The 25,127-nt window shown below is 66.5% G+C and carries 22 protein-coding genes and 6 pseudogenes; 21 read left to right on the forward strand and 7 right to left on the reverse strand.

The genetic code is table 11. The features are described from left to right. Nucleotides 1-362: 362 nt before the first annotated feature. A pseudogene (locus GCN81_RS31925) lies at nt 363-543 on the forward strand (hypothetical protein); the annotation flags it as partial. A 17-nt stretch (nt 544-560) separates the two neighbouring features. On the opposite strand, the pseudogene GCN81_RS32465 reads toward GCN81_RS31925, so the two are convergent. Continuing rightward, nucleotides 561-875 (reverse strand): annotated as a pseudogene (locus tag GCN81_RS32465) (hypothetical protein); the annotation flags it as partial. 53 nt (nt 876-928) lie between these two features. Here GCN81_RS32465 and GCN81_RS18870 point away from each other — a divergent pair. The 3 genes and pseudogenes from GCN81_RS18870 to GCN81_RS18880 all read left to right on the forward strand — a co-directional run. Beyond that, a pseudogene (locus tag GCN81_RS18870) lies at nt 929-1,174 on the forward strand (transposase family protein); the annotation flags it as partial. A gap of 977 nt (nt 1,175-2,151) precedes the next feature. Further along, nucleotides 2,152-3,462 carry a helix-turn-helix domain-containing protein gene (locus tag GCN81_RS18875; protein ID WP_156725786.1) on the forward strand — a complete coding sequence of 437 codons (1,311 nt, stop codon included), beginning with the start codon at nt 2,152-2,154 and terminating at the stop codon, nt 3,460-3,462. Between the two features lie 421 nt (nt 3,463-3,883). Next, entirely contained in the window at nt 3,884-5,128 is a 1,245-nt protein-coding gene (locus GCN81_RS18880) for a hypothetical protein (protein WP_156725787.1), read from the forward strand. 123 nt (nt 5,129-5,251) lie between these two features. On the opposite strand, the gene GCN81_RS32470 is transcribed toward GCN81_RS18880, so the two are convergent. Both GCN81_RS32470 and GCN81_RS32885 read right to left on the reverse strand, forming a co-directional pair. After that, nucleotides 5,252-5,452 (reverse strand): hypothetical protein, encoded by a 201-nt coding sequence (locus GCN81_RS32470; RefSeq protein WP_231626834.1) that lies wholly within the window; start codon nt 5,450-5,452, stop codon nt 5,252-5,254. Nucleotides 5,453-5,494: 42 nt separating this feature from the next. Then, nucleotides 5,495-6,088, reverse strand: a complete 594-nt coding sequence (locus tag GCN81_RS32885; RefSeq protein WP_325065115.1) for an ATP-binding cassette domain-containing protein — start codon at nt 6,086-6,088, stop codon at nt 5,495-5,497. On the opposite strand from GCN81_RS32885, the gene GCN81_RS18890 reads away from it, so the two are divergent. Next, entirely contained in the window at nt 6,088-6,429 is a 342-nt protein-coding gene (locus tag GCN81_RS18890; protein WP_231626835.1) for a hypothetical protein, read from the forward strand. The two genes, GCN81_RS32885 and GCN81_RS18890, sit on opposite strands and share 1 nt — an antisense overlap. Before the next feature lie 988 nt (nt 6,430-7,417). On the opposite strand, the gene GCN81_RS18895 is transcribed toward GCN81_RS18890, so the two are convergent. Both GCN81_RS18895 and GCN81_RS18900 read right to left on the reverse strand, forming a co-directional pair. Further along, the gene (locus GCN81_RS18895; protein ID WP_156725789.1) at nt 7,418-8,458 is read right to left on the reverse strand and encodes a hypothetical protein; all 1,041 of its coding nucleotides are present in this window, start codon (nt 8,456-8,458) and stop codon (nt 7,418-7,420) included. Between the two features lie 2 nt (nt 8,459-8,460). Continuing rightward, nucleotides 8,461-8,634, reverse strand: coding sequence for a hypothetical protein (locus GCN81_RS18900; protein WP_156725790.1), 174 nt, complete (start codon nt 8,632-8,634; stop codon nt 8,461-8,463). A gap of 364 nt (nt 8,635-8,998) precedes the next feature. On the opposite strand from GCN81_RS18900, the pseudogene GCN81_RS32480 reads away from it, so the two are divergent. The 3 genes and pseudogenes from GCN81_RS32480 to GCN81_RS18915 form a co-directional block, all read left to right on the forward strand. Further along, nucleotides 8,999-9,413, forward strand: a pseudogene (locus GCN81_RS32480) (transposase); the annotation flags it as partial. 13 nt (nt 9,414-9,426) lie between these two features. Further along, nucleotides 9,427-9,750: a hypothetical protein gene (locus GCN81_RS18910; RefSeq protein ID WP_156725791.1), complete on the forward strand. Its 324-nt coding sequence runs from the start codon at nt 9,427-9,429 to the stop codon at nt 9,748-9,750. Nucleotides 9,751-9,967: 217 nt separating this feature from the next. Beyond that, the gene (locus GCN81_RS18915; protein WP_231626836.1) at nt 9,968-10,171 is read left to right on the forward strand and encodes a DUF6207 family protein; all 204 of its coding nucleotides are present in this window, start codon (nt 9,968-9,970) and stop codon (nt 10,169-10,171) included. Between the two features lie 58 nt (nt 10,172-10,229). Here the strand turns inward: GCN81_RS18915 and GCN81_RS18920 are convergent, their stop codons facing one another. Next, a complete protein-coding gene (locus tag GCN81_RS18920; RefSeq protein ID WP_231626837.1) occupies nt 10,230-10,421 on the reverse strand; it encodes a hypothetical protein in 192 nt (63 codons plus the stop codon). 219 nt (nt 10,422-10,640) lie between these two features. Here GCN81_RS18920 and GCN81_RS18925 point away from each other — a divergent pair, with 219 nt between their 5' ends. The 10 genes and pseudogenes from GCN81_RS18925 to GCN81_RS32485 form a co-directional block, all read left to right on the forward strand. Further along, nucleotides 10,641-11,468, forward strand: a complete 828-nt coding sequence (locus GCN81_RS18925) for a sigma-70 RNA polymerase sigma factor region 4 domain-containing protein (RefSeq protein WP_156725792.1) — start codon at nt 10,641-10,643, stop codon at nt 11,466-11,468. Beyond that, nucleotides 11,465-13,522: an SsgA family sporulation/cell division regulator gene (locus GCN81_RS18930; protein ID WP_156725793.1), complete on the forward strand. Its 2,058-nt coding sequence runs from the start codon at nt 11,465-11,467 to the stop codon at nt 13,520-13,522. Before GCN81_RS18925 ends, GCN81_RS18930 begins: the two co-directional genes overlap by 4 nt. A 309-nt stretch (nt 13,523-13,831) precedes the next feature. Then, a complete protein-coding gene (locus GCN81_RS32760) occupies nt 13,832-13,963 on the forward strand; it encodes a hypothetical protein (protein WP_267904595.1) in 132 nt (43 codons plus the stop codon). Then, nucleotides 13,960-14,454, forward strand: a complete 495-nt coding sequence (locus GCN81_RS18935) for a hypothetical protein (protein WP_156725794.1) — start codon at nt 13,960-13,962, stop codon at nt 14,452-14,454. The genes GCN81_RS32760 and GCN81_RS18935 overlap by 4 nt, the downstream gene beginning before the upstream one ends. A 184-nt stretch (nt 14,455-14,638) precedes the next feature. Next, nucleotides 14,639-15,808, forward strand: a complete 1,170-nt coding sequence (locus GCN81_RS18940; protein ID WP_156725795.1) for a hypothetical protein — start codon at nt 14,639-14,641, stop codon at nt 15,806-15,808. Beyond that, entirely contained in the window at nt 15,720-16,562 is an 843-nt protein-coding gene (locus GCN81_RS18945; protein WP_156725796.1) for a hypothetical protein, read from the forward strand. The genes GCN81_RS18940 and GCN81_RS18945 overlap by 89 nt, the downstream gene beginning before the upstream one ends. Then, nucleotides 16,504-17,679, forward strand: coding sequence for a hypothetical protein (locus GCN81_RS18950; protein WP_156725797.1), 1,176 nt, complete (start codon nt 16,504-16,506; stop codon nt 17,677-17,679). The genes GCN81_RS18945 and GCN81_RS18950 overlap by 59 nt, the downstream gene beginning before the upstream one ends. Before the next feature lie 488 nt (nt 17,680-18,167). After that, nucleotides 18,168-18,425 carry a hypothetical protein gene (locus GCN81_RS31935; protein WP_197287699.1) on the forward strand — a complete coding sequence of 86 codons (258 nt, stop codon included), beginning with the start codon at nt 18,168-18,170 and terminating at the stop codon, nt 18,423-18,425. Next, nucleotides 18,415-18,960, forward strand: coding sequence for an RNA polymerase sigma factor (locus GCN81_RS31940; RefSeq protein WP_197287700.1), 546 nt, complete (start codon nt 18,415-18,417; stop codon nt 18,958-18,960). Before GCN81_RS31935 ends, GCN81_RS31940 begins: the two co-directional genes overlap by 11 nt. A 353-nt stretch (nt 18,961-19,313) precedes the next feature. After that, nucleotides 19,314-19,517 (forward strand): annotated as a pseudogene (locus GCN81_RS32485) (cold-shock protein); the annotation flags it as partial. 1,031 nt (nt 19,518-20,548) lie between these two features. Here the strand turns inward: GCN81_RS32485 and GCN81_RS18965 are convergent. Beyond that, nucleotides 20,549-21,255 (reverse strand): annotated as a pseudogene (locus GCN81_RS18965) (NAD(P)/FAD-dependent oxidoreductase); the annotation flags it as partial. A gap of 179 nt (nt 21,256-21,434) precedes the next feature. Here GCN81_RS18965 and GCN81_RS18970 point away from each other — a divergent pair. From GCN81_RS18970 to GCN81_RS18980, 3 genes are all read left to right on the forward strand, one after another. Next, entirely contained in the window at nt 21,435-21,650 is a 216-nt protein-coding gene (locus GCN81_RS18970; protein WP_156725799.1) for a hypothetical protein, read from the forward strand. A 433-nt stretch (nt 21,651-22,083) separates the two neighbouring features. Beyond that, the gene (locus GCN81_RS18975; protein ID WP_156725800.1) at nt 22,084-22,728 is read left to right on the forward strand and encodes a hypothetical protein; all 645 of its coding nucleotides are present in this window, start codon (nt 22,084-22,086) and stop codon (nt 22,726-22,728) included. 195 nt (nt 22,729-22,923) lie between these two features. Then, the gene (locus GCN81_RS18980) at nt 22,924-24,144 is read left to right on the forward strand and encodes a hypothetical protein (RefSeq protein ID WP_156725801.1); all 1,221 of its coding nucleotides are present in this window, start codon (nt 22,924-22,926) and stop codon (nt 24,142-24,144) included. The last annotated feature ends 983 nt before the right edge of the window (nt 24,145-25,127 follow it).

The raw sequence follows: 25,127 nt of genomic DNA on the forward strand, positions 1-25,127 counted from the left end.
GTTTGGGTCTGGCTCAACTTGTGGATGTTGTTGGTGCTCTTGTCGAGGCTCGTGGGAATTATGCTGTTCCGCCCTGTGCGGCGTGCCCAGGCTCGCAGTCAACGAAATGTGCTCTCGCGCTGCCCTCGGCCAGCACTCCGACTTCCCGAGCTGACAGCTGACCAGCGACTACTGAAACGCAACGGCGCTCGCGCTGAAGATCACCAACAGCATCCGGAACGTGAGCCAGAACCCGGAGTTTGGACAGCATCGGTGCTTGAGGGACCGAGTCCAGGATGCCTGCGGGTCGCTGCTTCGGCCTTGGGGAGAAAGCGGCCAGGGGCGCTGCTCACCGGACCCGTCGAGTGTTTAAGGTCGCCTTCATGACGAGGACCACGCCGCCGCGCCCGCTCGATGTCGAGGCGCTCTTCCCTGAGCTGGCCCGCCGACCGGGGCACGACGACCCGGCTGTACCCGCGGCCGGGAAGGTCCGATGTGTCGGCCAGTTCCGTGGGTGGGCCGATGCTGTGGCCGGTGGACGAGCCGTGGCCGCTGGGCAGTGAGGCCACGCCTGCGGGCGTGGCCGGCGTCTCCTTGTTGGAGGGGTCCGGCCAGTTCACCACTGGCAACTCTGGCAAGCCGAGCCGCGGGGCGATGCATTCGTTTGCGTCGGACATCCACATCGTGGCCCACACCGAAGTGCACGGCAGCGCCATCAGCCGGGCCCCGTGGGCGGGGTTGATCCTGGGGATGAGCGGATTGGTGCCAGTCTCTTCAGGCCTGCGCCCGTTCTCATAGGTCGGGTACCCGTCGGGGAGCTGTTGCCGTGTCGTACCGAAGGGAATGAGTGGTCCATCGATATCGAGAAAGAGGAGGGGCAGCACAGAACTGATCACGACGGCACGGTAGCGGGGTTCAGGGCATGTGGGGTGTAGTTCGTGTGGACGAACTGGTTGACCTGGTCGCCTACCAGGGCGGCGGCCCCTGGCTGACCACGGGCACCAAACGCAGGCCCCTACAGGAACTCACCCCCACCGAGAAGACCGTCAACCAGGCTTTGGCCGCGGCACGGGCACCGGTCGAACGCGGCGTCGCCCGCCTCAAGTCCTGGCGGATCTTCCGCAGATCCCGATGCAGTCCAAACCGCATGACGTCAATCGCCAAAGCCGTCCTCACCCTGGAGCGGCAACGCTGAAGAAGCTCACTGAGCCGTTTCCGCTGCCCCGCCGCCATACTGCGCGATGGTTCGGGGAGCCGATTCGGCGTATGGGGCAGGTCACACCACGCTCCGTGATGTCCACCACATGGGATCCAGCTGACTCTGAAGCCTGACACCAGTGAACCCTGGCAAGTGCATGACGCGTGGCGGTCTAGTCCACAAGGGCCCGTATAGACAGATCCCCCCTCGCGTCCGCTTGTTGGACGCAGGGGCCGAGGTCCCCCTGAGGAGGGGGGATACGTTTCTCCAGTTGTAAGCGCAACCGACCATATGAACATTGAAATTGACTGCTACTCAGCAGTAGAAAGAAATCGGAGGAAGTGCCTCCGGTTCCTGCCCTGACGTCAGCTTCCGTGCCAGGACCCGCAGTTGACTAGACGGAGCGCAAGGGGCCGCCCGACCGGCACTCACGAGCGGGTAAAGTGCTTCGTCAGCACCTCCATTCGAGTGGTCTCGATCGGCGTCTCCGATCGGAGCCGATCGCTCCGAAGAAGGGAGGTGTGTGTATGGAAGCCACCCCGCCCGAGGGTGGGGAGAACCGGAACCGCCGGGCCGTGAAGCGGATCCTCGGCTGGCTGACGCTGCAGGGGCTCGCTGAGCTTCTACGTCGCCTGCTACAGGAGATGTAAACGACGGCGGCTCCCTGCTGTAACAGGGAGCCGTGCGGAGCCGTAGCTCCCATCGCCAGCCTCGTGCCCCCAGTCACGACCAAGCAACATGGGGGTACGGGGCCACTCTTCTTTGTGAGACAGCGCCGTTGGCCTTGCGGGCCAAGCTTGCTCGCATCGGCCCTCACGCTCGCGTATTTTCCGTAGCGCATCCAGCGGTTTGGCCACTGTGTGACGATGATGCACAGGTCAGGCCGTGATGTCCACCGGAGACACCTGTCTGACTGTCCAGTATAGGTACCCCTTAATTGATCCCAAGGGGGCAGTCGAGCTTAAGGGGGTTGTATGGCTCGCGGACTGGCGCACTTCGATCCGGGGGCGCTGTTGGCACTGCGCACCAACCACACTGACGTGGACGGCACCCCGTTGCCGCTGACTGCCGAAGCTCTTGGCGCCCTGGTCGGAGCCACCAAGGCGCAGATCCTCGCCTACGAGAACGGTCATCACACGCCGGACCCTCGGCGCATCCGTGCGCTTGCCAAAGCCCTTCGCGTGGCGCCTCAGGAACTGATGCGTCACGAGGGGCGCGCGTCCTGGGATGTCGCCGGCATCCGGCGTGCCAGCGGCTTACGAGCCCAAGACATCGTCAAAGCGCTCTCGATCTCACCCAAGTCATACCGACGTTTCGAGGCCCAAGGCATCGTTCCCGTTCGACGCCCACGGTTCCTCGACGACGTAGCCTCCGCACTCGGCATCTCTCACGGAGCGCTGGACCGGGCGATCAGCAACATCCCCACTGTGCGGTCCCGGCAGCGCAGAACGGTCGACCTCATCTGGATGCTGGCTGAGCGCTACGTCTATCCACCCGGCACATGGCAAGGCCCGAACGCTTCAGACCCTGAGATCGTCGAACTGGCCGTTCTGTACGGACGTCCTCCGCAGCGCATAAGGCGGGTACTTAGCCATGTCCTGGAGGAGCTCCGACACAAGATCGTGCGGATGAGGCGCGAAGAAGTCATCGCCCAGTACGACCCCGACCGCGTGCGCCAGCAGCGCGCGCAAGCCGCGGTTGAGTCGTGGGCCGATCTCTTCCACCGAGAACTTGCCCTGATCCCGGACCACCTAGAGCGGTTCCACCGCAGCGCCCAGCCATCGGACGCCTGGCAGGTACTCGTCGACCTCTACGAGGCAGAGGCTCACGCTGCTGACGGTCCCTGGGTGCTCGCAGTCCTCCTAGCCCCACGCACTGTTCCACTGCTTCCGCCATCGCTGGTTCGGCGCCGCGAGTTCCGCGGAGTGGCAGCGGTCCAGCTGACGCATGCTGGCTGGGACCATGTCCGACGGTTTGCTGGGCTCTACGCCGCACTCCACCCGGGGCTCCGGCGACCCCATGTACAGCCGAGAAGCTCCTCAGCTTCGCGTTCGTTCCGCCTCAACTTCGGTCCACCGGTCGAAGGCAAACAGGAGCGCTTCGTCATACCGCCTTCCAGCCTGGAGGCACTGCTCAAGAAAGCGGACAGCAACGGCATTGTCGAGGTGTGGCCGACGCCGAACGTCCGGCTCGCCCTTCCCCTGTTGGGAGCAGCCAGCACCGCTACAGCACGGCAGTCGGCCACCATCGACATCGCATCCCCGAGCGATGATTCACTTTTCTGACCACCCTGTCAGTCCCGGTCGTACCACCAGAGCGTTTGTGATCTGCACCCGTGCCCGTGCGGCAGCGTCACGCGCTGTACCGACCGGCCCAGCCGGACTGGGCGCTGGAGTACGACGTCGACGCCGGCGCGCCCCATCACGGTGTACATCGGCGGCTGCACAGCAGCGGGCCACCGCATCCACCCCGTGACCGGGGACCAGGCGATTCGCGAGGGTGTCGACGGATGAGGGGACTACCGCCCCGACGCCGCCTCGACGTGCTGGCCTGAGCGGCCGCACCCCTCGCCTCGATCATCCGGGTCGCAGTGAACGGATATGGCTGGATCAGACCTCTGAAGTGCTGTGCAGCCGGGCAGACCCTCAAGGCGCGAAACGTTCCGGGTTCACTCAGTCACTGAACGCAACAGGCAGGGGAATGTACGTGGCACGAGGCCAGGATCTGTCCAACACGCTGACGATGCTCCACACCACGCTCATACAGACGGGCACCAACCTGCAGGACGCGCTGAACAAGGGGATCGACACGCTCGAGGCCAGCGGCCGGACAGCCCAGCGTGACACCACAGAGGCCGTGGTCAACGAGCTCTCCCGGATGCGCAGTGACCTGCGGGATGCGAAGAACCGGCTGGCAACCAACCGGGACGAACTCAGCGAGGAAGTCCGCGTTGCGGTCACACTCCTGCGGCAGGAAGTCCAGAAGGTCAAAGCTGCAGTCGACGACCGGCCCGTGGTGGAGGCCGAGCCCCAGGCCCTACTGCCTGGGGAAGCCGAATCGGCTTCCCGTGCGACGTCGTACGAGGCCGCCGCCGCGCTCCCCAACTCCGAATCCGGCGAGGCGGCGCCCGTCAGTCAGCCTTTGGCCGCTGCGGCGGCCGACTCCCTCACGCCGTCGGCGGCAGACGCTGATCCTGCACGTTCTGAGGCGCTCCCCGCCGCGCCTGCCCTGCCAGTCGGCACGGAGAACGAAGATGAGGGACCCGGTCTCGAGGAGCAGATCCGGCAGGCTGTTCACGCCGCACTGGCTGACGAGGTCGCTGCCCTGCACACTTTCCTCGCCGGCCTGAGTGATGCTCAGTCCGCGCAGGCCACGGCCCGCGGCGAACAGCGCCAGGAGCTCACCGAGATCCGTGGCGAGCTGTCGACGCTGGCGACCAGCTTCGAAGAGTGGCAGGCCCGGCAGGCCGCAGCGCAGCAGGGTGCTGGCGCACCCGATGTCACCAAGGACCACAGCACGCTGCTGCAGCAGGCCGCGCGTGTCTCCTCAGCTGTGCTGGTCTGCCACCGTGACATGTGGGAGTTCGTCGCCGCCCACGCCGGGCGCCACCCCCACTTCCGTGTCCCTGCGAAGATCACCGATCACGGTGACGAACGCGTCAGCACTACCGTCTCGGGCCGCTCGCTGATCGCCGTCCTGATCAGCCTGTACGACATCAGGCACACCGCTGGTGAAGGTGACGGTGACTGGGAGCTCGCCACCACCCTCTACCACCGCATCCACCACCAGCTGGCCGCGTTGACCTCAGACGGGGAACCCGTGACCATCGTCCTGGACGACCGGTCACACCCCAGCCCCGACGGGACTGACGGCACACCGTTGCCCGCCACCGATCCACCCGCGGATGGGGCCGAACCAGCTGACGGTGACCCGCCAGCTCCTACCGAATAGACCGACCGTGGGCAGCTTCCGTGTGGCACACGGTGCCACGTTCACGCTGTGTGCCGCACGGTCGAGGCTCGGTGGCACTGCCCCACGGGCGGAGGGCAGCGCGGGGCCGACGGTTCGATCACCCTAGCCGGATTTCTCACCGTCTTGGGCGAGTTTGTACAGCTCAGCGAAGAGCCCGCCAAGATCCATCAGCGTCTGGAAGTCGCCTTCCTCTCGCACGCGGCCGCCGTCGAGGACGATGATGCGGTCGGCGATGCGGGCGTTGATGACGAGGTGTTCGGCGCGTGGGTCCATCGCGCTGGTCGGCTCGTCGAGCATCAGCATGGCGGCGTCGCGGTAGAACGCTCTGGCGACCGCGATGCGCTGTCACTGGCCGCCGGAGAGGTCGGTGCCGCCCCAGTTGGAGCTGGCCACGAGGGTGTCGAGGCCGTATGGCACCTTCGCGATGACGCTGTCCGCGCCGGCCGCCTTCGCGGCGTCCAGGAGCAGGGCGTCGTCGGCGGTGCGGGGCTGGCCGAGGTGGATGTTGGCGCGCAAGTCCATAGGCCAGCGCGTGTAGTCCTGCGGGACCAGGCCGACCCGGGACCACACGCTGTGCGGGTCGGCCTCGGCGAGGTCGGTGCCGTCCCAGGTGACCGTGCCACCGGCGTCCGCGACGCGCAGTCCGGTGAGCAGAGCGGACAGGGTGGTCTTGCCGCTGCCGTTCTCGCCGACCAGCGCGATCAGTTCGCCCTGGCGCAGGGAGAGGGAGACGCCGTCGACCGCCGGGGCGTCGACGGCACCGTGCGCGCCGACGCCCAGTTCTACGCGGGCCCCGAGTCGGCGGTGTTCCTGTACGCGGTGACGGGCGAGCCCGGCGCCGACCCGCAGCCTGAGCCCGCGCCGTACGCGGTGCTGGAGTTCGGGCCGCGCGGCGGCGTCCGCCGACGGCCCCTCGCCCCGGCCACGGCGGGCCCGCAGTGAGCAGCATGGACGCGTATCTGGGCTGGAGTCGGCTCGCCCACCAGGCCGATTGCGCCCGCCCCGGCTGGGAGGTGGTGGAGGTGGTCGACGAGGGTGACGCTCCCGGCCCCGGCGCGGTCGCCGTGCCCGACCCGGTGGCCGACGTGCTCGCTGCGCTGGACACGAAGGCTGAGGACCTGCACGCGTCCCGGCCGGACAAGACCACGTCCGGGTACGCCCGGGACTGGGAGCTGTGGGGCGAGTTCCACGACTGGCTCGCCGAGCAGAGACGACACATCATCTACGGGCACAGCGAGACCATCAATCATCGCGAAACCTCTGCCACAGCACGAACGTGAAGTTTTGGAAGCGGCGGTACACAGTTGTGTGCTCGAAGAAGAATCAGCAATGTACTTCCAGAAGGCATCACCTCATGTGAAATGCGAGGTGATGGTAAATCTAGCGAACCAAAGAAGAAGTACATCGAGGCGATGTATTTGGTGAGACCTCTGGAATCACCGATAGGTAATGCTAGTCTGGTCAGGCAACGATGGAGATGTCATCCTCATCGGGGCAGTCCACACAACAGTGGACCCCACGCCATCCTGCTAAGAGAACGTGGGGCCACTACGGCAAGGGACTAGGGGTGTCCACCCCGGCCAGGGCGGACACTCCTCATCCGGGTCAGTCCCAGAGGATCAGGAACAGCACGTACACTGTCCTGACCACCCAAAACACGGGACGCGCGACCCGGACCACGCGGCGCAGACTGCTCGCGCGCCGGTCCCTTGCCGATGCTTCTGCCCCACCCGGGGCAGCTTCATCGGCCATGCCTTCCATCCTTTCCGCGGAATCCGCGAAAGGGCCACCGCCTCGTGCGGCGACCTCCTCATAAAGGCTACCAGTGAGGGTGGACTAGATCCCCCAATTGGCGGGTCCGGATATGCGCCGGGAGCTCCCCGTCCGGGTAATTCAGAAGCCCGCATCCCGTATTTCTGCAGGTGAATGGGCGAGAGTCTTCCCGGGGGCCTGCCGTCCGCGACCGGCACCTGTTTGTACTTGTCGATGTAGATGATGACTCCAGGGCTGCCCGTCGGGACGTCTTCGTCGCGGAGAAGAGCCCGCCCGCGGCGCCACGCCCAGGCCGACGGCCGCCGCCTCTCGGGACCGGCCCCAGGAACGTCACGCGCCGGGCAGAGCACCTCCCTCGCCGAGCGCGCGCAGCACAGCGGCCGGGACATTGCCGGGGCGGCCCGCCGGGACAGCTCGCGCCCCGTTTGCCCGGGGTGTACGCGGTGCGCAGGGCCGCACGGAGCTTCTCCAGTGCTGCGGCCTCCGCAGCCCGCTTCAGCACCTCGCCGAAGCGCGCTCCCCGGACGGGGCAATCAGGGTCTCCATGACGGCCTGGAAGCGGTGCAGGTCGTCGGCCCACCCGGGGATCACCAGGTACTGCACGGTGCTGATGGCGATCGCGACTTCCCCGGCCGCTCCGTTCGGCGCGAGGCCACCCACCCGGACCCACTGGTCCCACATCACGTCGGACATCAGGTGATGGACGAGCTCCGGCTGCTGCACGGCCCGAGTCCACAGCACCGCGAGCGTGCCGGATGCCTTCGTGCAGGCGCGGACCGCCGCGCACAGCAGCCGGTCGTCTGCCTGCTCGATCTCCCGCATCAGCCCGCGGAGGCCGTCGGCCATGGGGGACTGGGCCATCAGGTCGACGCCCGCGAGTTCGGCCTCGCGATGGGCGGTCCGCATACGCTTGATCGTCTCCTTGCCCTCCGGCCAGGTGGCCTCCCACGACTCCATCAGGCCCTCGAAGCCCACATCTGCCGCCCCACCGACCATCATGCGCGCCCCCGGTTCCGTGAGGGCCCGGTGGAAGAGGTTCGGCACCGAACGGGTCGGAGGCAGCTCGACACCGGCCTTGGCCGCGTGCTCGCGCAGCGTTCCATCCAGGTCCCGGCGCGGGGAACGGCGGTTGTTGAGCAGCTGCGCCGCGAGTGCCTCCCGCGCCTCGAACGCGGAGTCGGAGTCCCCGCTGGGCACCTGCTCCACGTCGAGCCCGGCCCGTTCCACGGGCCTGCGCAAAGAGGTGAGCAGCGCCTTCCGCAGGCGCTCGGCGGTGTCCGGGGTGTCGGCGAGCGCCCAGCAGACCCATCCCGCCCAGCTGACGCTTCGGCCCTGCCCCGACGCGCGGACCAGACCGATGGTGAGGTGCACGACCTCGGAACGGACGGAACCATCGGGGTCGCGCCATTCCTTGGTTCTCGGTAGCCACAGCTGCTGACGCCACCGCTCCAGCTGCGTCGCGGTCACGCGGTACCCGTACTTGTCCACCTCGGCGATCAGCGCGAGTTCGAGACGGGACGGCTTCGTACGGGGCATGGTCAGCTCCTACGGTCCGGGTTTCCGGTGGACATGACGGCGTAGACGGCAGCCGCCGTTCCCAGGGCGCTCGCCCACGCCTGATTCTGCGCCGCCACGACGCCGGTGACGGCCACCAGGAGCAGGACGACCAGGCGGTGGCCCTCGCCACCCGGTGCGAACGGGTTGCTGTTCATGTGCACGAATCCTTCCGATGAGTCGCTGCCCGGGCGTTCCGGGGAGGGCAGACGCGTCGACCGGAGTTCCGGAACGGCTCTGCACACCTATCTCCCCATGCCGTCACGGACGAAGTGCATGAAACCTCGCGGGGTATGTCCCGCCCGCCAAGGCCCCAGTTCGCAGATCGTTGGCGCGTTCACGGGACCGCTGTCAGTACCGGTCGCTACCGTGGTGACGCACGGCCCGCGCACGGCCAAGCCGAGCCTCAGCCCCTCGCGGGCCTGCCCGTCGACCAGTGGGGCAACCTCGACACCGCGCGGCTGTCGCCCGACGGCTGCGGCCGGGCCATCTCCCGCTCGGCGAAGGACGCGGGCCTGGCAGCCCGGCGCGAAGAAGGCCATCCAGGACATTTGCAACGCCGAGGACCGCGAGTACGCCGCACAGGCGATCAAAACGTTCGAGGAGCTCTACGGCGCGAAGTCCCCCAAGGCGGTCAAAAAGATCACCGACGATCAGGAGGAACTGCTGGCGTTCTTCGATTCTCCTGCCGAGCACTAGTTCCAACTGCGGACCACGAACCATTGAGTCGACCTTCGCCACAGTCCGCCTGCGCATCAAGGTCACCCGCGGCGTCGGCTCCCGCACCGCAGCCCTGGCCATGGTTTTCAAACTCGTCGAGTCCGCCCAGCAACGGTGGCGGGCCGTGACCGCACCCCACCTTGTCGCGCTCGTCCGTGCCGGGGTGCGCTTCGAACGCGGGCAATTGGTCGAGCGTCCCGCCACCGTCGCGGCATAGGGTCTGGTGCACCATGACCGACCACCACACCTACGGCACCAGCACCCACACCGCCGACGAGCTGGTCCGGCTCGTCAGCGACCGCCTCGGACTGGTCTTCACCGCGCGCGACAGCGACTACCGAGGTGTCTACCACCTCGCCAGCACCCCCAACGGGCGGACTGAGATCCAGCCCAACTCGATCCCTGGCGACGACGGTGAAGACGACTTCTATGCTCCGGAACACCCGGCGACCCAGGTGCTGTTGCTCACCAGCACCTCAACCCCGGACCTCGCCCTGCGAGCCCGCCTGGGCTCCATCCAAGGGCTCATCCACCTGCACCACAAGGCAACGTGAAGAGCTACTGATCCACAGCTTTTGACAATTACTCACCTCGGAGAATCTTCCGCCGCTCTACACACCACATGCTCAGAAGGACGACCAAGGCAAGGACCGGCGGCAACGGGCCTGTGTCTGACCACAAGCACAGTCTTGGCGAAGCCCCAGCGCCCCCCGGGGGGTGAACTCCCGGACTGGGGCGAACCCTCCATCCCAGTGGTGCGTCGTAGTACCCATGGATGCCGTTGATGAGATCCACCTGAGCAAGCCCGGCCTGCTGGTGCTGGAGTTCGCCGCTGCTGACGAAGACACCGCCCGCTTGGCCCTCGACCAGTTGGATGAGCTGTGGGCCACCAACCGGCCCGGCCGCCTGTGGCGTGTGCCCGGGCGAGCCGGGCGTGCGCTGCCGCCTCTACGCCGACCTGCGGCCGGCCGGTGACGCCGACGAGGCACCGTGACCGGCCGACAGCGGCCGGGCCCAGGGGTGGGACGACCATTCAGCCGATGATCTTGTGGAAGAAGTACACCGCGGCGGTGAAGGCCGCGCCCCCGGCGAGAGCGGCGCCAGCGAGGGTCCCGCCGTTGAGGACGGTCAGCACGCCGGCACTGGCCGCGGCCAGGACGCCGAGCAGGAGGATAAGCGCGGCGCGCTGGCCGAGCAGGGGATCGCGGTCGTCGTTGTGGCCCACAATCAGCTCCGGTCGAACGAAGAGCGACCGGCAGCGAGTTGCCGCCGGTCCGGTCGCTGATGCTGTAGTCGGTGAGGCCCGTGATGCCCTCGCGTGATCCATGTCATAAGAAGAAGCAGCGGATGAGGCGAGGGGAGATCCGCGCGACGGCCCTATCACGTAGAGGTGTGAGGCAATCCCAGGCAACCAACGAGCCGGCCGCAGCACAAAGGAGTACACATGTCTGACGAGGCAGCGGGTACTCCCGAGCATTCCGACTCACCCAGCGACGGCAGCGCAGAGCCGTTCTTGCCGGAAGCCGGACTCGCCCGGTTCGAAGCGCTCCTGGCGCCGGGCGTGCCGGATGAGAGCGAACACGAGCGTGCCGCTCGCCGTGCCAAGGATGCCCAGGTCGTGGAGATGCTGTGCGCCCAGGACTTCACCGGCCCCTTGTACGAGAAGTTCGCCAGTCGGCTGATGGAGTATGCCTGGCCGGTCATGCTCGACTGGACCTACACCGGCGAGATCTTCCGCCAGGCCCGCCTCGCTCGGTGCCCCGTCCCCGCCCGCCTGGTCATCCCGCACTGGACGAAGGACGACCGCTACGAGGTGGTGGCCGACTCCATCCTGGACGGCCTGGACACCTTCCGCAGCAACGCCCTGGTGCGCGGCAGATGGAACCCCGCCAAAGGCGCCGCACTCACGACCTTCTACGTCGGCGCCTGCGTCATCGCCTTCCGCAAGGTCTACGAGGCCTGGAGTCTGGAGTGCACGGCCGCACAGACCAGGCGGAGCTACACCGGACTTGACGACGACCCCGTGGTCGCCATCCCCGACCAGCGCGCCGCGGACCCCTGCCACACCGCCGTCATCCACGACGAGATCGATCGCATCCTGCCTCTCCTGACCGACCCGCAGCTGCGCGCCGCGGTGGCCTGGCGCGGAGCGGGCTGCACACAGGAGGCAGCCGCCGAGCTCACGGGGCTGACGGTGAAGGCCCTGGAAGGCCGCCTCACCCGCGTACGTGCCAAGGCCCGCGCGCAGCACAGCGAAGGGGGAGCGCGATGACCACCAAGATGGGTGGAGCCATGGATCGCAACCACGTTGAGGACAGCCTCGACGACTTCGACGCCCTGCTGGACGCCTCCAGCCTGGGAGCCCCGCGGGCGCAAGTGGTACGCAGACATACGCCCACGGCTGTCCGTGAGCTACTGGCCTCCCGCCTCGCCGCCCACAGTGCCCCGGCGCCGGATGCCGCCAGCTGCCCCGCAACGCCGCAGCCAGCCGCGAAGGACACCGGCCTTGTCACCGAGCCTGCATGGCTCTCGCCGCCACGCCTCAGTGCGCCAGCAGGTCCGGTCCGCGAACCTCGATACCGCAACGGGTCACACTACAAATCTCTCTCACACTTTCTCCGCATCGCTCCTACACCCACTTTCTATGAGCGAATCCTCAGCGAACTCCGGGACAACGCATACGAACCTATTCCAGATCACTGGAAAGCCCTGACGGCAGCGCACGCATACACTGCCCGCCGTTGGGAAACAACAGACTCTTCCATCAAAGCACCGACTGAAATCGGATCGCCCACACGGCTCTATTTGATGCTTCGTTCGAGGAGTGTGCATAGGCGAAGCTCCCTTGGTCAATTCGGCATCGGGTTGAACGTCACACTGGCCCTCATGCGCCCGGAACCGCTCTCCGCCTGTGGCCTGTCCGCCGCACTTCTCTTGAACGGCCGGGCTCTGGGAGTGAGTGTTCCCATCGATACCCAAGGCGGCTGGCCGCACCGACGCGAACCACTTCCCCTTTACGCATGGGACGACCTGCGGGACAGCACCACGAGGCCTGCCGCGGCTTTGGCCGAGCAGACAGTGCCGGCAGCCGACCTCAAATCCTGGCTGCCAGGCGTCTTCCCCACCGCCTCCAGCCACCGCCCACACGACCGCGTCGAACTAGCCAGACACCGCGTCTCAAGGGCGAACGACGTCTTCTGCAAGCTCACCTCACTCTGGGCAGACGAGCACCATCCCTGGTGGCTGCGAACCGACCTCGACACCAGAGGCATCAGGCAGCGCCAGCACGTTGCTGTCTTCATGTTGTCCCACGAGGACAACAACACAGGAAGAAACATTCCTGACTACTGGCCTGTCAGAAGCACGACAAGCCACTACTTTCTCGTGCGACTGCAGGCCGCGCCCAGAAACACCCCCGCGATGCGCGACCGCGCCTGGGACCAGCTGGTGCACGGGATCCACGCACTGGTAAGCAGCATGGAACAACACAACTGCCTGGCCGCACAGCTATGGCGGAACGACCTCTTTGCTGCGCCGACACCACGACAAGCAACACCCCCCGCGACAGCCAGCCCAGGACAAGACACCAACCCATGCTGGTCACCCCACGGGCAGGAAGAACGGATGAAGCTACTTGCCAGCATGCATCCCTGGCCTGCGAACCCATGGCACACACCTGCTCGCGAACTCATCGTGGTCACCCACACCCCCCAGCCTCCTTGGATGGCGCTGGAGCTCCCGTGGGCTGCGCTGGGCAAAACATCACAGGAGCAGGCAGCAGCATCACTACCGACCACACCGAAACTCGCACTCCCTGCCGCAGCCGACAGCACAGCCCCCAGCCCTCTGCCAGACACGACATTGTCATGCCACACGGTGACAACCCAGGGCGCGACAACCGTGCGAGCAACCACCGACCTGATCCTCGTCACCCCCGAGCAACCGATCACCATTCCCACCACCTTCACCTACCGCAGCGACGACCCGTACGCAGTGCACGCAGTCTTCGAAAACCCGTCAGGAGAACAGAGTGAATGGACCTTTGCCCGTGATCTCCTCGTCGAAGGAATGAACGGCTCCTCAGGATCCGGAGACGTCTGGGTAGGGACGACAGAGAACAGAACAAGTGAACACGCAGAACCCTGTGTGTACATCTGCCTGAGAGTTCCTGAAGGCGAAGCGCTACTGCAGGCCCGGCAAGCCGACCTCAGACAATTCCTGGACCGCACACGAGAACTCATCGGCTACGGCCGCGAACACACCCACATGCAACCCGCACTCGACACCATCACCGAAGAACTGCTGCGCGATCCCCACCTGCACTGATACAGCTACGCCGGTGGGAGCTAGGACAAGAGCGCCTATGTACCGGTGGCTGTCGCGGAGTGTGTTGTGGTGCGAGCGAAGCGGGTCTTTTGTCTGCTGTGTTGGCCGTACGTGCAGCGACTGGCGGTGATCCTGGAGTGTTTCGTCTGTGGGACGAGCGTGCAGAGGAACTCGACACGTCGGAGAAGCCTGCGGTACGGCTTGCCGGGCGGGCTGCTGCAGCGCTGGTCGCCCCGTGCGAGCCGAAGCGGAGCTTGGACACCAAGTGCGCGGAAGGCGACTGTCAGTGTCTGCCGCTACGGTCGGTGCATGACGATGGTGACCTACACCGCAGCATGGGTGCCTGATGATGACCCCGAGCGGAGCTGGGGCGAGGCCGCGGATGTGGCGGTGGCCTGGCTGCTGGAGCAGGCCCGTGTCCTGGGCGGCCGCTGCTGGTGACGCCGACGCAGCAGCAATGGCGCTCGGGCCCGGACGTGATTGGGCACTTCGCTGACACCTACGACGCTACAACGAGTCGCGGGCGCGTCCCGCACACCAGTCAGCGACCTGTCCTGGCCTACGTCCCGGACTACGGCGATATGCATCTCGCGGCCTCCTACGCCCGCAACAGGGCATTGGCGGTGGTGGAAAGCCGCGCCGAGCCACTGATCGGCTGGGCGATGGAGGTTCAGGCCGTGGACTTGACCACAGGAGCAGTGACCGTCGATACCCGAAGTCCCGAGCAGCGCCGTGAACTTGAGCGCATCCACGACTACGGCAACAACGGGTGGACGAGGGGCTTCGGCGCCGACCGCAGTACGTTCATCTTGGGCGGCCTGCTGGGGCAGGACGGCATCGACGGGGACATCGTGTTGGGGTACATGGTCGCGCGCGGCCACGATGGACGCTCCGTCGCCCGCCTCGCGAAGATTATCGAAAACGTTCGCTGACCGTGTTGCGCTGGGTCGGCAGTGGACGCCGTGGCCGTGCTGCGGCGCTTTCCCGGCTCACACGGTGCCAGAGCACGGTACGGCGCCTGTGTTCCGCCAGCCCGGGGCCGTGCGCGGGCGGGCCGGGAGCACGGTGGTCGAGCCCTGCGCCTCACCAGTGCAGTCCAGCAAGGAGGACAGTCTTGTGGCGACCGTGCCGCAACTGCAGCAGTTCATCCGGTTCGGTCTGGAGAGCCTGGGGGAGCGCAACGCCCACCACGACTTCGAGACGCTGTCCCTGGCCGTTGCCAGGCGGCGGATCGCGAGCAATCTCCTTCCGTCCACCGGGCCGGTGAGCGCGGGCGGAGACCAAGGGCGCGACGCGGAAAGCTACTTCACCCACCTGACCCGTGAGGTGCCCGAAGCGTCCGCGTTCGCGAGGCTGGCCTCGGACGAGACGATCGTGCTCGCGTGCACGGTCCAGCGCCGCGGCATCGCTGGCAAGATCCGCAAGGACATCGCCGCCATCTGTTCCACCGGCACGACGGCGCATCGGATCGCCTACTTCACCGTGGCACCGGTGCCGGTCAAGACACGCCACGACCTGCAGAACGAAGCGCGCAACGGCTTCCAGGTGGCTCTGGATATCTTCGACAGCCTCTGGCTGGCCCACGAGCTCGCGGAGCCGGACCTGTTCCATCTCGCTGAGACGTATCTACAGGTCCCCAGCGAGTTTGCCCGTCCACCCGACAGCGCAGATGCCCACCCCGAGTGGTACCTGAAGGCCCGCAGCCGCTGGCGCGAGCAGGAGGAGTTCACCGGCCAGCTGGGGGAGTTCGCTCAGCTCCGGCGCGCACTGCGGCACGCCACCTTCCACGCCGAGGCTCGCGCCGATCTCGCGGACTGGCTGCACTGGGCCCGCCGCATGCTTCAGGCCGCCGAACCTGACCGTGTCCGACCGAGACTGCATTATGAGATCGCCGTAGCCCACCTGCGCGGCTTGGGCGACCTCACTCCCGCGGACCAGCTGGTGCGCGACTTCTTCGACCAAGTACTCAACAGCAGCGACATGGGACTGCTGCAAGACGCCCAGGTTACTGCTGAACTATCTCCACGGGGCCTGGGGCAGACACGCGACCGCCATCACGGCAGAAGAGCAAGGCCGCTGGACCTCCCTGCTCAACGAGCGCATCGGCAGCCTCCTGAACGAGGATCCCGCGGCCAACCGCCGGGCCGGCCTGCACGCCCTGGCCGCGCATCTGGCCCTGCGGATCCGGCTGGCCGACATGCCCGTCGACTACCGGCCGGATCCAGCCGAGGACCGGGCGGAGCCACCAGCGCACTATCTGACACGCGAGGACATCGGCCATCTTGATCTGCGTCAGTTCACCGTGGCCGATCTGCCCGATGCCATGCAGCACCTGCAGCGGCTCTGCGACCTGCTGCCCGCGGCCCGGACCTTTCCCGTGTCGTCCATCGCCAATGTTTTCGACATGGTTGCCCCCCTGCTGGCCGCACACCCTGCCTACCCCCAGGTGCGCCAGGCCCTCGACGAGGCCGTCGAGGGCGCCGAGGGCGGCGCCGCGCGCGCCCGCAAGAGCCGCAACCGGGTCCTGCAGTTCCTGGGGGTCGAACGCCCCGTCGAAGCACTCGGTGAAATCCACACCATGAAGGCCAGCACATGGTTCGGTGACACACTGCCCTGGGCGCTTCAAGCGCTGCTCATGGCAGGCAAGCTCTACGGCCTGCTCCACCTGCCGCTGGCCGCCAAGCAGTGCGCTCTGGCCGTCTGCGCCGCGGCAGAAAGTTCTCAAGACCCGGAACTGGCCCCGTACATCGCCCAGGGCCTGCTGCAAGCCGCCGACTGTGACTACCAGGCCGGCAGCTCGTTGAGCTCAGCCGCGTTGTCCGAGCACGCCATCGCAGCTCAGAGCCTCTACGTCGATGACCCCTGGAACCAGGAGGAGCATCCCGACTTCCGTAATCTTGTGGTCGACAGCGGCATGGCCATGCTCGCTGCCCACCAAGTTCGTCCCCATCTTGTCCCCACTTGTCCCCACCCTGACGGACGTGTACGCGCGGACCGGGCTCGACGCCCTGATCCAGCCTCTGCTGGAAGGTGCCAATGAGGCGGCGCGCAGCGAAGCCGAATGGACACAGATGGCTGTCCGCAGCGGCTGCGGACAGCCTTTCGCCGACGCTGGACCGCAGCGCACCTACCACTGGGCCGCTGCGGGAACGACATGGCAAGTGGAGTGCGAGAACACGCGGCACGCCGTACTGGCCTGTGAACGCTTCATCGCCGCAGCGCAAATCCTGATCGCAGAACTGGTCCCCCTCGACCCGCTGCTGCAGCCGGCACATATCCACATCGACGTGCGCCTCGGCACCCATGCACAACAACCTCAACAGCTCCCGGACAACAACACCAGCCGGTGGCAGATACACCTCGAGCCCTGGCACAACGAGACGGACGCACACGACCCGGTGTACCTTGCCGACCTGGCCGTGCCGCTCACGACGATCCTCATGACCGAGTCGCTCCTGCCCCAGGAGCAGTTCACCCAGAAGGTGCGGACGGCATTCGAGCAAGGACTCAGCCACAAGCTGATCACCGGCAGGCCCTATGACGAGCTCGCAGACCTTCTGCCAGACGACCACTACCGCCAGCTCTTCCATCTCGAACCCTCCCGGCTCGGGGGAGCTGTCCCGTTCCGCGCAGCAGCCCACCAGACACTGAGCCTGCCGCACACACCCGGTCCCAGGTACGACGAGGCCAGCGCCACCGACGCCGTGCGCCGCCGCTATGAAGCCCTGCCAATCGTCCGCCACACCATGAAACGGCTGACAGCCACACCATCGTTTCGGGCGACAGCCCTGGCCCTGCGAGCCGATGGCTGGCGCGATTGGCACATCCTGACCGCCGTGACCAACATCGCGATCAACCACAGGCTCTCCCTTGAGATGACCGCTGCTCCCGCGACTAGCCGACAGGACGTCACCCGCAGGGCAGCAGCGCTCAGAAGGCCAGAAGCGGCGGACGACCCCGCGCCCCCCGATGACGCCTTCACAGCAGCTGCTCTCAAGCAGGCACTGGCCACCAGCACGCTGTCCACGCTGCAGAGCCTGGGGCTGGAGCACCACCGTCAGACACCAAACTTCCCGGCCCTCCTCGAGTTCCTAGGCGCGCGGTACGCGTACTGGACCCTCGATACACCGCACGAGGACTTCCTGGGGATCGGCTAACCCCGGGGCACGAACCCAATGTTCGTACTTCGCAAGTCCGGTGCCGCGGTCGGAACCTGCTGGCCCTGGGCGTCGCACGCCCGCCGTCGGCACTGCTGTGTGCGGGCACTGCTGATGGCTTCTGCCGCGGCTCTCGTCCCGTACCTCTTCGCCTACCGCGCCACAACTCCTGCACAGGGTCATACCTGTAGAAGTAATAGACGCCACATTAAAAAGCATCAAGAAGAACGCCGTGAAGAAGTCCTGGCTACTCTTTCTCCCTTGGATTGAATGAAGATTTTCTGTCGTTTTCGACACCACGCCTGCCTGCGCGGAGAGGTGCCCCGCGCACCGCATGCTCGAGGCGGCAGGCAGATCACGGACGGGGCGGGGGCGACCGCCAGCGGCAACCAGCCGGGCCCCGGATGTCAGAAAAGCAGGGCTCCAGCGCCACCTTCTACCGGAGCAAGGGCACCTGATCCTTGCCGGAGGAAGAGGAACACAGCCTCGTGGACGGCACAGTTGTCAGCGCGGTGGCGCACCCGACCGGGTGCGCGGCCGGGTGCGCCACCCGGGTGCTCATGGCCCGGATCACCACCCGGGCACTCCTGGGCAAAGCCCGTATCGAAGAGGAAGGCCGCACAGCCCGGATCAACGCGCTGGGTCAGGGCGGTACCTTGCAGGAACGGGACCAGACAGGGCGTCAACTGGCCGTGCGCCAGGGGGCAGTGGCGAGGGGAGAAGTCTGTGGACCGCATGGCGGATGACACCGCAGCCGCGCCCGGCGCACGTCAGCAGTCCGTATGGGCAGCCGATGCCGGCTCCTCCTATCAGGAGGACCGGCCCTACCTCATCCGGTTCCTGCTGCGCCACGGGGCGGACTTCCAAGAGGCCGAGGATGCGGTGCAGAGCGCGTTCGTCGAACTGATGTGCTCGCGGCGGCCGGTGCAGCGCCCACGGGCCTGGCTGCGCACGGTCGCCCTGCGGGCCTTTTTGCGGCAGATGGTGCCGGAGCAGCCCGAACAAGACCTGACGGACCGTCTGGCGGCGACGAGTGTGGACTGGCGCACCCCCTTGGAAGCGGCAGAACTGAGTGAGCAGCAGCGCCGGGTTCTGCAGGCCCTAGTCCAACTGTCCTTCAAGCAGTGCAGCGTAATGGCCTGGCACCTCGACGGGTTCTCCACCGGGGAGATCGCCGAGGCGATGGGCCTGGAGAAGGCCGCGGTCCTGCAGAATCTCTCGCGGGCCCGCCGCACGCTCAAGCAGCAGCTCGGCATCACCGACCGAAGGAGGCCGCAGTGAGCGGCGTCTGGCGCACTCCTGATGATGAACTCGGCCTGCTCCTCGGCGAGATGGACGCAGCCCTTCTGGCGGCAGTCCGCACACGGATCACCCCCGCCAGCCCGGACGGCGGCGCCGAGCACGGCGCGGCGCCCGGAACGGAAAGCCTGCACAAGGACACCGGCCAGCACACGGACGAGGCACTCGACCATGTGCTGGGCACGACCGATGATGTCCTGCTGACTGCGATTGAGAACCGCGTCCGCCGCACCGCCCGGACAAACAATCCGCCCGCACAACCCGCCGGCTCCGGCGCACCGGCGCCGGATGAAGGTTCTGAAAATACCAGCAGGCAGGAAAGTCGTCCCACGACCGGGACAGTCAAGTGGTTCAACGCGGAAAAGGGGTACGGCTTTATCGCCGTCGACGGCGACCCACCCGTCGACGTCTTCGTACACCACAGCGCGATCCAAATGGACGGATACCAAACCCTCGAAGAAGGGCAGCGCGTAAAATTCCATATCTCGCAGGGGCAGAAGGGGCCTCAAGCAGCTGATGTAAGGTATGCGAACGGATAAACAGCCACACCGCCACCCGCGGGTACTCATCCTCAGCACCTCAGACAAAACCTGCGGTAAAAACAAATATGGGCGGCCTCCACCAGAAGCGCCCCGCCACCCCCGGCAGCAGAAGCCCTCTGGACTCCGGCGCGCAGCTCACCGGCCAAGGAGAAGACACATCGCAGGCCCCGGCACCCGGACTGGGCCACTGCGCTGTGTCTGTCCCGGCAGTCCCCGAACAGCCCTCTACGAACGCGTCTGCCGACGGCGCCAGCGGCGAGGGGCATGTCTCCCTAGGCACGGTTGGAAGGCAGCGATGTATGGGCCATTGGGGTCCGAGCGGTGGACGCGGCGCCGCGGTTGTCGTGATCCGCGTATCAGGCCGGTAGCGGGTCGAGGTCCAGACGGGACGGCTGTGGGCGTGGGTGGCTGCGGTGAGGCGGTGCTGCTCTCCCAGGGTCTGTGTGAGGTCCGCCAGGGTGCGGGCCTGTAGCGCATCCGCTTCCTTGCCTGGCCCCTGTCGAATCGAGCTCCGCGGCGACGGCCACGTGCGCCAGCAGTGTCTGTGGGTGGCGGGGCCCCAGTGCCGCCGCCGTATCTCGCGCCGTGTCTTTCGCCAGCGACAGGGCTGCCTCATGTCGGCCATGGTGGCTCAAGTCCGAGGCGAGGTTGACGCGATGCCGAGTGTCCAGGGGTGACGGGGTCCGAGGGCTGTCACGGCGGATCTCATTGCCTGTTCGCCGAGTGTCACCGTGCCTGGCGCGTCACCTGCCATGCGCACGGCCACCGCGAAGTTCGTCAACGCTCCTGCTGTGTGGTCGGGGAGTCGGGCAGCGCCAAGGCGAGCGGCAGGACGACGAGGGAGTTGGGTCGCCCCGGTGAAGACGATCGCCCGCCCGGCGGGGGCGTCGAGGCGGAACAGGTGGGCCACGGCTTTCCCTGCGAACGCCGTGACGATCCCGGCCGAACGAGAGCATCGCGCCGCCTCGGCTCCTGATCTCGAGCCGAGGCCGGTGAGGCCCCTCGTACCCCGTACGGGCAGCCGGGATTCAGACGGCGAGGGCGGCCTTGTGCTCGCCGGTGTGACGGTTACTGCGAGCGGCGAGGTACCGCTCGGCGTCCAGGGCGGCGGCCGCACCGGTGCCAGGCGGCGGTGATGGCCTGCCGGTAGGTGTTGTCGGCGACGTCGCCAGCGGCGAAGACTCCGGGCAGGCTGGTGCGCGTGGAGGGGGTGTCGGCCTGGATACAGTCCTCGGCGTTGAAGGCGATCTTGGCCTTTGAAGAGTTCGGCGCGCGGGTCGTGGCCGATGGTGATGAACAGCCCGGTGACGTCGAGGTCCCGGGTGGCGCCGGTGAAGACGTCGCGCAAGACGACGCTGGTGGGCATGCCGTCCTTGTCCTTGATCTCGGCGATCTCGCTGTCGAAGGCGAAGGAGATTTTGTCGTCGCGGGCGAAGCGGGTGAGGACGGTGGCTTCCTCCATGGCGGTGTGGCCGCCGCCGACCACGACGATGTCCCGGTCACGGAAGAAGAACCTGTCGCAGGTCGCGTACCAGGACACCCCGCGCCCCGACAGATCGTCCTCCTGGGGGAGGCTGAGCTTGCGGTAGCCGGATCCGGTCGCCACGATCACCGGGACTGTGCCCTCGGAGTCGGTCAGCAGCTTGATGTCGCCGCTGAGGTCGACGGAGACGATGTCGTCGTCGACCATCCGGGCACCGAACCGCTCGGCCTGGGCCCGCGTGTTATCCATGAGGACAGATGTTTCGTCTCACCGAAGGCTGACCGTTCTGAACCGACCTTGAGCAGTTCCGGGCGCGGAGTCGTGGTCGCCGTTCGCCGGATCGAATGAACAGCAAGGGAAAGGCCGTACGCGTGGCTGTTCGCGATCTAGCGTCAGGGGTGCATGCATTCCACCACCTGGAAGGAAGTCTTATGCGTCGTATCGCTGTTGCGCTCCTCGGGGCGAGCGTGCTTGTCGGCATCATCGCTCCCGTGGCCTCAGCCGCGCCGGTCACCGCGGTAGCGTCCGGCGACGCGGACTTGTCACCGGTCTACGGTCCGTTCTTCGGCGTGATGGGCAGTGCGAGCGCCATGGTCTTCTCCGCTCTTGGTGCCGCGTACGGAACGATTCCCGGCTCTCCGCACTAGCCCGGTCAACCTCATCGTCGGCTAGGTGTGGTCGGGTAGCAGGGCCACGTTGGTGTGTCCCGGCTACCCGACCACAACCACACTTTTGGGTCGCGTGTGACCTCCAGCGGCGAGCGCGGCGCGCTCGCCGCTCAAAGTTCAGTGAGAACGGTCAACCTTCAGTGAGACGGAGCAACAGACCCGTCGACGCTGTCGGGGAATCCAGGGAAAGTTTTGGGAATCCGACGGAATTCGCTGAGATGCGGATCGCGCCGCGTGGAGCTCCCGTGGTGGGGTGTGAGGCTTCCCTGTGAACTTTCATACGTCAGCGTCGTCGTTCTGGGTGGTCCGTGCTGGTTCCCGGACTAGGAACCGGCGGGGAGTGAAGAGCGGCAGACTCCGATTGTTCAGCTGTGGGTGTGCGCTCTGGTGGCAGCGGCGTGAGCATGAGGGTATGGATGCGCGTCTCAAGGTGTCCCGCAGCGTCGCCGCGGCTGTATTGCTCGTGGTCATAGCCGCCTGCTCTGACAACTCCGACCAGTCTTCCACGGACGGAGCGCCGCCGGGGGCGGAGGTGCTCGGCACAGTACGGACAGGCGAGCCGTTCACCGTGACGGTCCTAGCCAGCGACACTGCCAACGATCCGGACCGTTGGCAGTTCACTGTACGCAGCGTGATCTGCGGCAAGCCGCTGGACAGCGCCGTCATGGCCTACGCAGCCGAGTCGGTTGGCTCACCCACCCCCACTCCCACACCCGAGGCCGGTAAACAGTTCTGCGTCGTGGCCATGGAGGCACTCAACGTCGGCAAGAGCGAGGCGGTCTGGAACGCCGACAGCACGGTGAGTCTGAACGTCGGCGACACCCGTTACACGCAGTCGCAGGAGGGCTCCGCCTACGCCTCTGACTACGCGCAGTACTTCAGCAGTAAAGGACAGGTTGGACCGACCTTCGGGCTTAGCCCGGGCAGCCGGGGACCGGTGCATGGGGTCTTCCAGATCCCGACAGGACAACAGCCGACCAGCATCTGGGTCACCTCCGGCACAGCCATCACAACGATTGACGGCGTGCAGCCGGGTTATCTAGTGCTCCTCAAGTGAGGCGCGTTTTGTCACCTTGCGAGCCCCATTTCGTCTGCCGCGAGGGCATCGCCGCGGTCTTGGTGCAGCGCGAGGAGATCGTCGACGGGCTGGAGGCTGCCGCGGACGGAGAGTGGGATGTCCGCGTCGACATGGAGGCCGCCGATCGACCGCAAACGCTCTGCCTGCTCTTTGAGCAGCCGCGAGAATGCCTGTATGGCGGACTACTCCTGGTTCAAGGTGGGCGGACACCATTTCCTGCCCGTGGGCTACAGCTACGAACTCGAAGTCGCGGCGCTCTTCGCAGAGTCAGAGCGCCAGCCCTGCCAGGATGCTGCTGATGACGGGCCAGCGCCACCCATCCGCTGCGGCTACCTCACGACCGCCCGTGTCCTCCTTGAACGCCTCCACGCCCTGGGGATCACCCCCGACCGTGCACGCACCGACCTTGCTGCGGGGCTCGGCTCCCTTACCGACCAGCCGCGGGCTGACGGTCTCCCGAGCCCCATCCCGGCCCGTGACGGCTTCCTCGACGAGCTGCGCGCCCTCCTGGCTACCAACAGCGCCGACCTAGAACTCGACAGCGGCGACTTGGAGCTCTTTCAGCGCTGGGAGAGTCTGAACGCGCTCATCGAGGCGCTACGCGGGCACATGGACACCCGCAGCCTGCTGAGCCTGCTGCTGGAAACCAGCCCCAGGCACGCGCTGGCTGGCCTGGACCTGACGGAGCTCGACTGCGACTGCACCGCCCTCGGGCCGCACCAGCCGGTCGCGAGCCGGGCCCGGCTCGACCAACTGGCGGAGGTCGCCCAAAACGCGCCTCTGCTCGTACTCACCGAGGGGAGCACCGATGCCAGCCTCCTGAAGCTGGGAATGCGGGTCACCCACCCGCACCTGGTCGGCTTCGTCAACTTCATGGACTTCAACCTCGCCCCGGCAGAACGCAACGTCAGTGCACTGGGCAAGACCGTGAATGCCTTCATCGTGGCCGGCGTCGCGAACCGCTTCGTCGCCATCGCCGACAACGACACCGCCGCTCACGACGGGCTCGACAAACTCAAAGCCCGCGAGCACCCGCAGTCCTGCCGCGTGCTGCACTACCCGCCGCTGGATTTTCTGGCCGCCTACCCTGCCCGGGACTCGGACACCGGCCGTCTCACGTCAACCAACGTCAACGGGGCGGCCGGATCCCTGGAACTGTACTTCGGCCGGGACGTGCTGACCGGCGACGACGGCACGCTGATGCCTGTGCAGTGGGGCGGCCTGGTCGCCAAACTGGGGCGCCGCCAGGGGGCATTGTCCGACGCTGACAAGAAGGCCGCGCAGAAGCGCTTCCGTCAGAAGGCGGAGGCAGCCCTAACCGGCAACAGCAACGGTGACGAGGACTGGGACGGAATCCGCGCGATCATCGACACCATCCTCCATGCCTTCGGCTGACACCCCGACGGCGGGCCAACCCGTGAGTAGTGAACGGCCCGCCACGGAGGGCCTCGACCCAGCCAGGCCCGGTCCGCTCCGCCGACAGGTCGAAGGGGAGGGAGGGCTTGGCTAGGACGGGCCGCCGTACTGACGTTGAGAGTGGCATCGAGGCCGGTGAGGCCGTCGTGGATGCCACGGGTGCTGTGGACGGTGCCCTGCTGGACGAGTTGGTGGCGCAGGCCCGGGTTGGTGGGGTGAGCCTGGTCGGGGAGGGCGGGTTGCTGCGGCAGTTGACCAAGCGGCTGAAGTCGGCGCTGGAGGGTGAGCTGACTGCCCACCGCGGGCACGAGCCCGGCGAGCGGGCCGGGGCGGGGACGCCCAGTCCAGTGCCCGCACGAGCAGCGAGCCGCACGCGGCGCACTGAGGACACATCCGCCCCAGAGCCGAGGCACCCAAAGGCACCTCCAGCTCAGTGGCGCGAGCAGAGCGCAGATACGAGCACGAAAGCCGGTCATTCAGTTATGCCCGGCCGCCAAGCGCTGCCCAGACAGTGATAACCGGCGCCTCGAAGGAACCAAGAGGGACACCCAAAGTTACCAGACTGTACGTCACACAACCTCTCTCAAAGCGGACTTGAGCTTAGCCCCGGCCACCAGCACCCAAAAGAAACCTTAAGCACACCTGGCGCCGCCAGGCGCTCACCACCCAACTTCGCCCAAAACCAAGCCACTTCACGTGCCATCAATTAGGAGAATCGAACCAAGAACAAGGAATACACAGGCGCCGCCAGGCGCGCAAATTGAACACCGAAAATACAAAACAGCTAGAGTAGGAAAAGAAACAGGTGCGCCGTCAGGCGCATCAACCCGACACCCACGCAACGAACATAACTCCCACTCAGGAAATTCCAACAGGGCCGCGCCAGCGGCCAAATTCCAACCCCTCAGCAAACAACACCGATTTTCCGTCAGGAAAATCAATCGCAAAACTAAGGGCCGCGT

The sequence above is a fragment of the Streptomyces apocyni genome (assembly GCF_009739465.1).
GTDB classification, from domain to species: Bacteria; Actinomycetota; Actinomycetes; order Streptomycetales; family Streptomycetaceae; genus Streptomyces; species Streptomyces apocyni.

What these genes read in the sequence shown, in the direction of transcription:
- GCN81_RS18875 (WP_156725786.1), top strand. Translation starts at nt 2,152, where the DNA reads ATGGCTCGCGGACTGGCGCACTTCGATCCGGGGGCGCTGTTGGCACTG.
- GCN81_RS32470 (WP_231626834.1), bottom strand. Translation starts at nt 5,452, where the DNA reads ATGCTGATGCTCGACGAGCCGACCAGCGCGATGGACCCACGCGCCGAA.
- GCN81_RS18895 (WP_156725789.1), bottom strand. Translation starts at nt 8,458, where the DNA reads ATGCCCCGTACGAAGCCGTCCCGTCTCGAACTCGCGCTGATCGCCGAG.
- GCN81_RS18900 (WP_156725790.1), bottom strand. Translation starts at nt 8,634, where the DNA reads ATGAACAGCAACCCGTTCGCACCGGGTGGCGAGGGCCACCGCCTGGTC.
- GCN81_RS18910 (WP_156725791.1), top strand. Translation starts at nt 9,427, where the DNA reads ATGACCGACCACCACACCTACGGCACCAGCACCCACACCGCCGACGAG.
- GCN81_RS18915 (WP_231626836.1), top strand. Translation starts at nt 9,968, where the DNA reads ATGGATGCCGTTGATGAGATCCACCTGAGCAAGCCCGGCCTGCTGGTG.
- GCN81_RS18925 (WP_156725792.1), top strand. Translation starts at nt 10,641, where the DNA reads ATGTCTGACGAGGCAGCGGGTACTCCCGAGCATTCCGACTCACCCAGC.
- GCN81_RS18930 (WP_156725793.1), top strand. Translation starts at nt 11,465, where the DNA reads ATGACCACCAAGATGGGTGGAGCCATGGATCGCAACCACGTTGAGGAC.
- GCN81_RS32760 (WP_267904595.1), top strand. Translation starts at nt 13,832, where the DNA reads ATGACGATGGTGACCTACACCGCAGCATGGGTGCCTGATGATGACCCC.
- GCN81_RS18945 (WP_156725796.1), top strand. Translation starts at nt 15,720, where the DNA reads ATGCCCGTCGACTACCGGCCGGATCCAGCCGAGGACCGGGCGGAGCCA.
- GCN81_RS31940 (WP_197287700.1), top strand. Translation starts at nt 18,415, where the DNA reads ATGGCGGATGACACCGCAGCCGCGCCCGGCGCACGTCAGCAGTCCGTA.
- GCN81_RS18970 (WP_156725799.1), top strand. Translation starts at nt 21,435, where the DNA reads ATGCGTCGTATCGCTGTTGCGCTCCTCGGGGCGAGCGTGCTTGTCGGC.
- GCN81_RS18975 (WP_156725800.1), top strand. Translation starts at nt 22,084, where the DNA reads ATGGATGCGCGTCTCAAGGTGTCCCGCAGCGTCGCCGCGGCTGTATTG.
- GCN81_RS18980 (WP_156725801.1), top strand. Translation starts at nt 22,924, where the DNA reads ATGGCGGACTACTCCTGGTTCAAGGTGGGCGGACACCATTTCCTGCCC.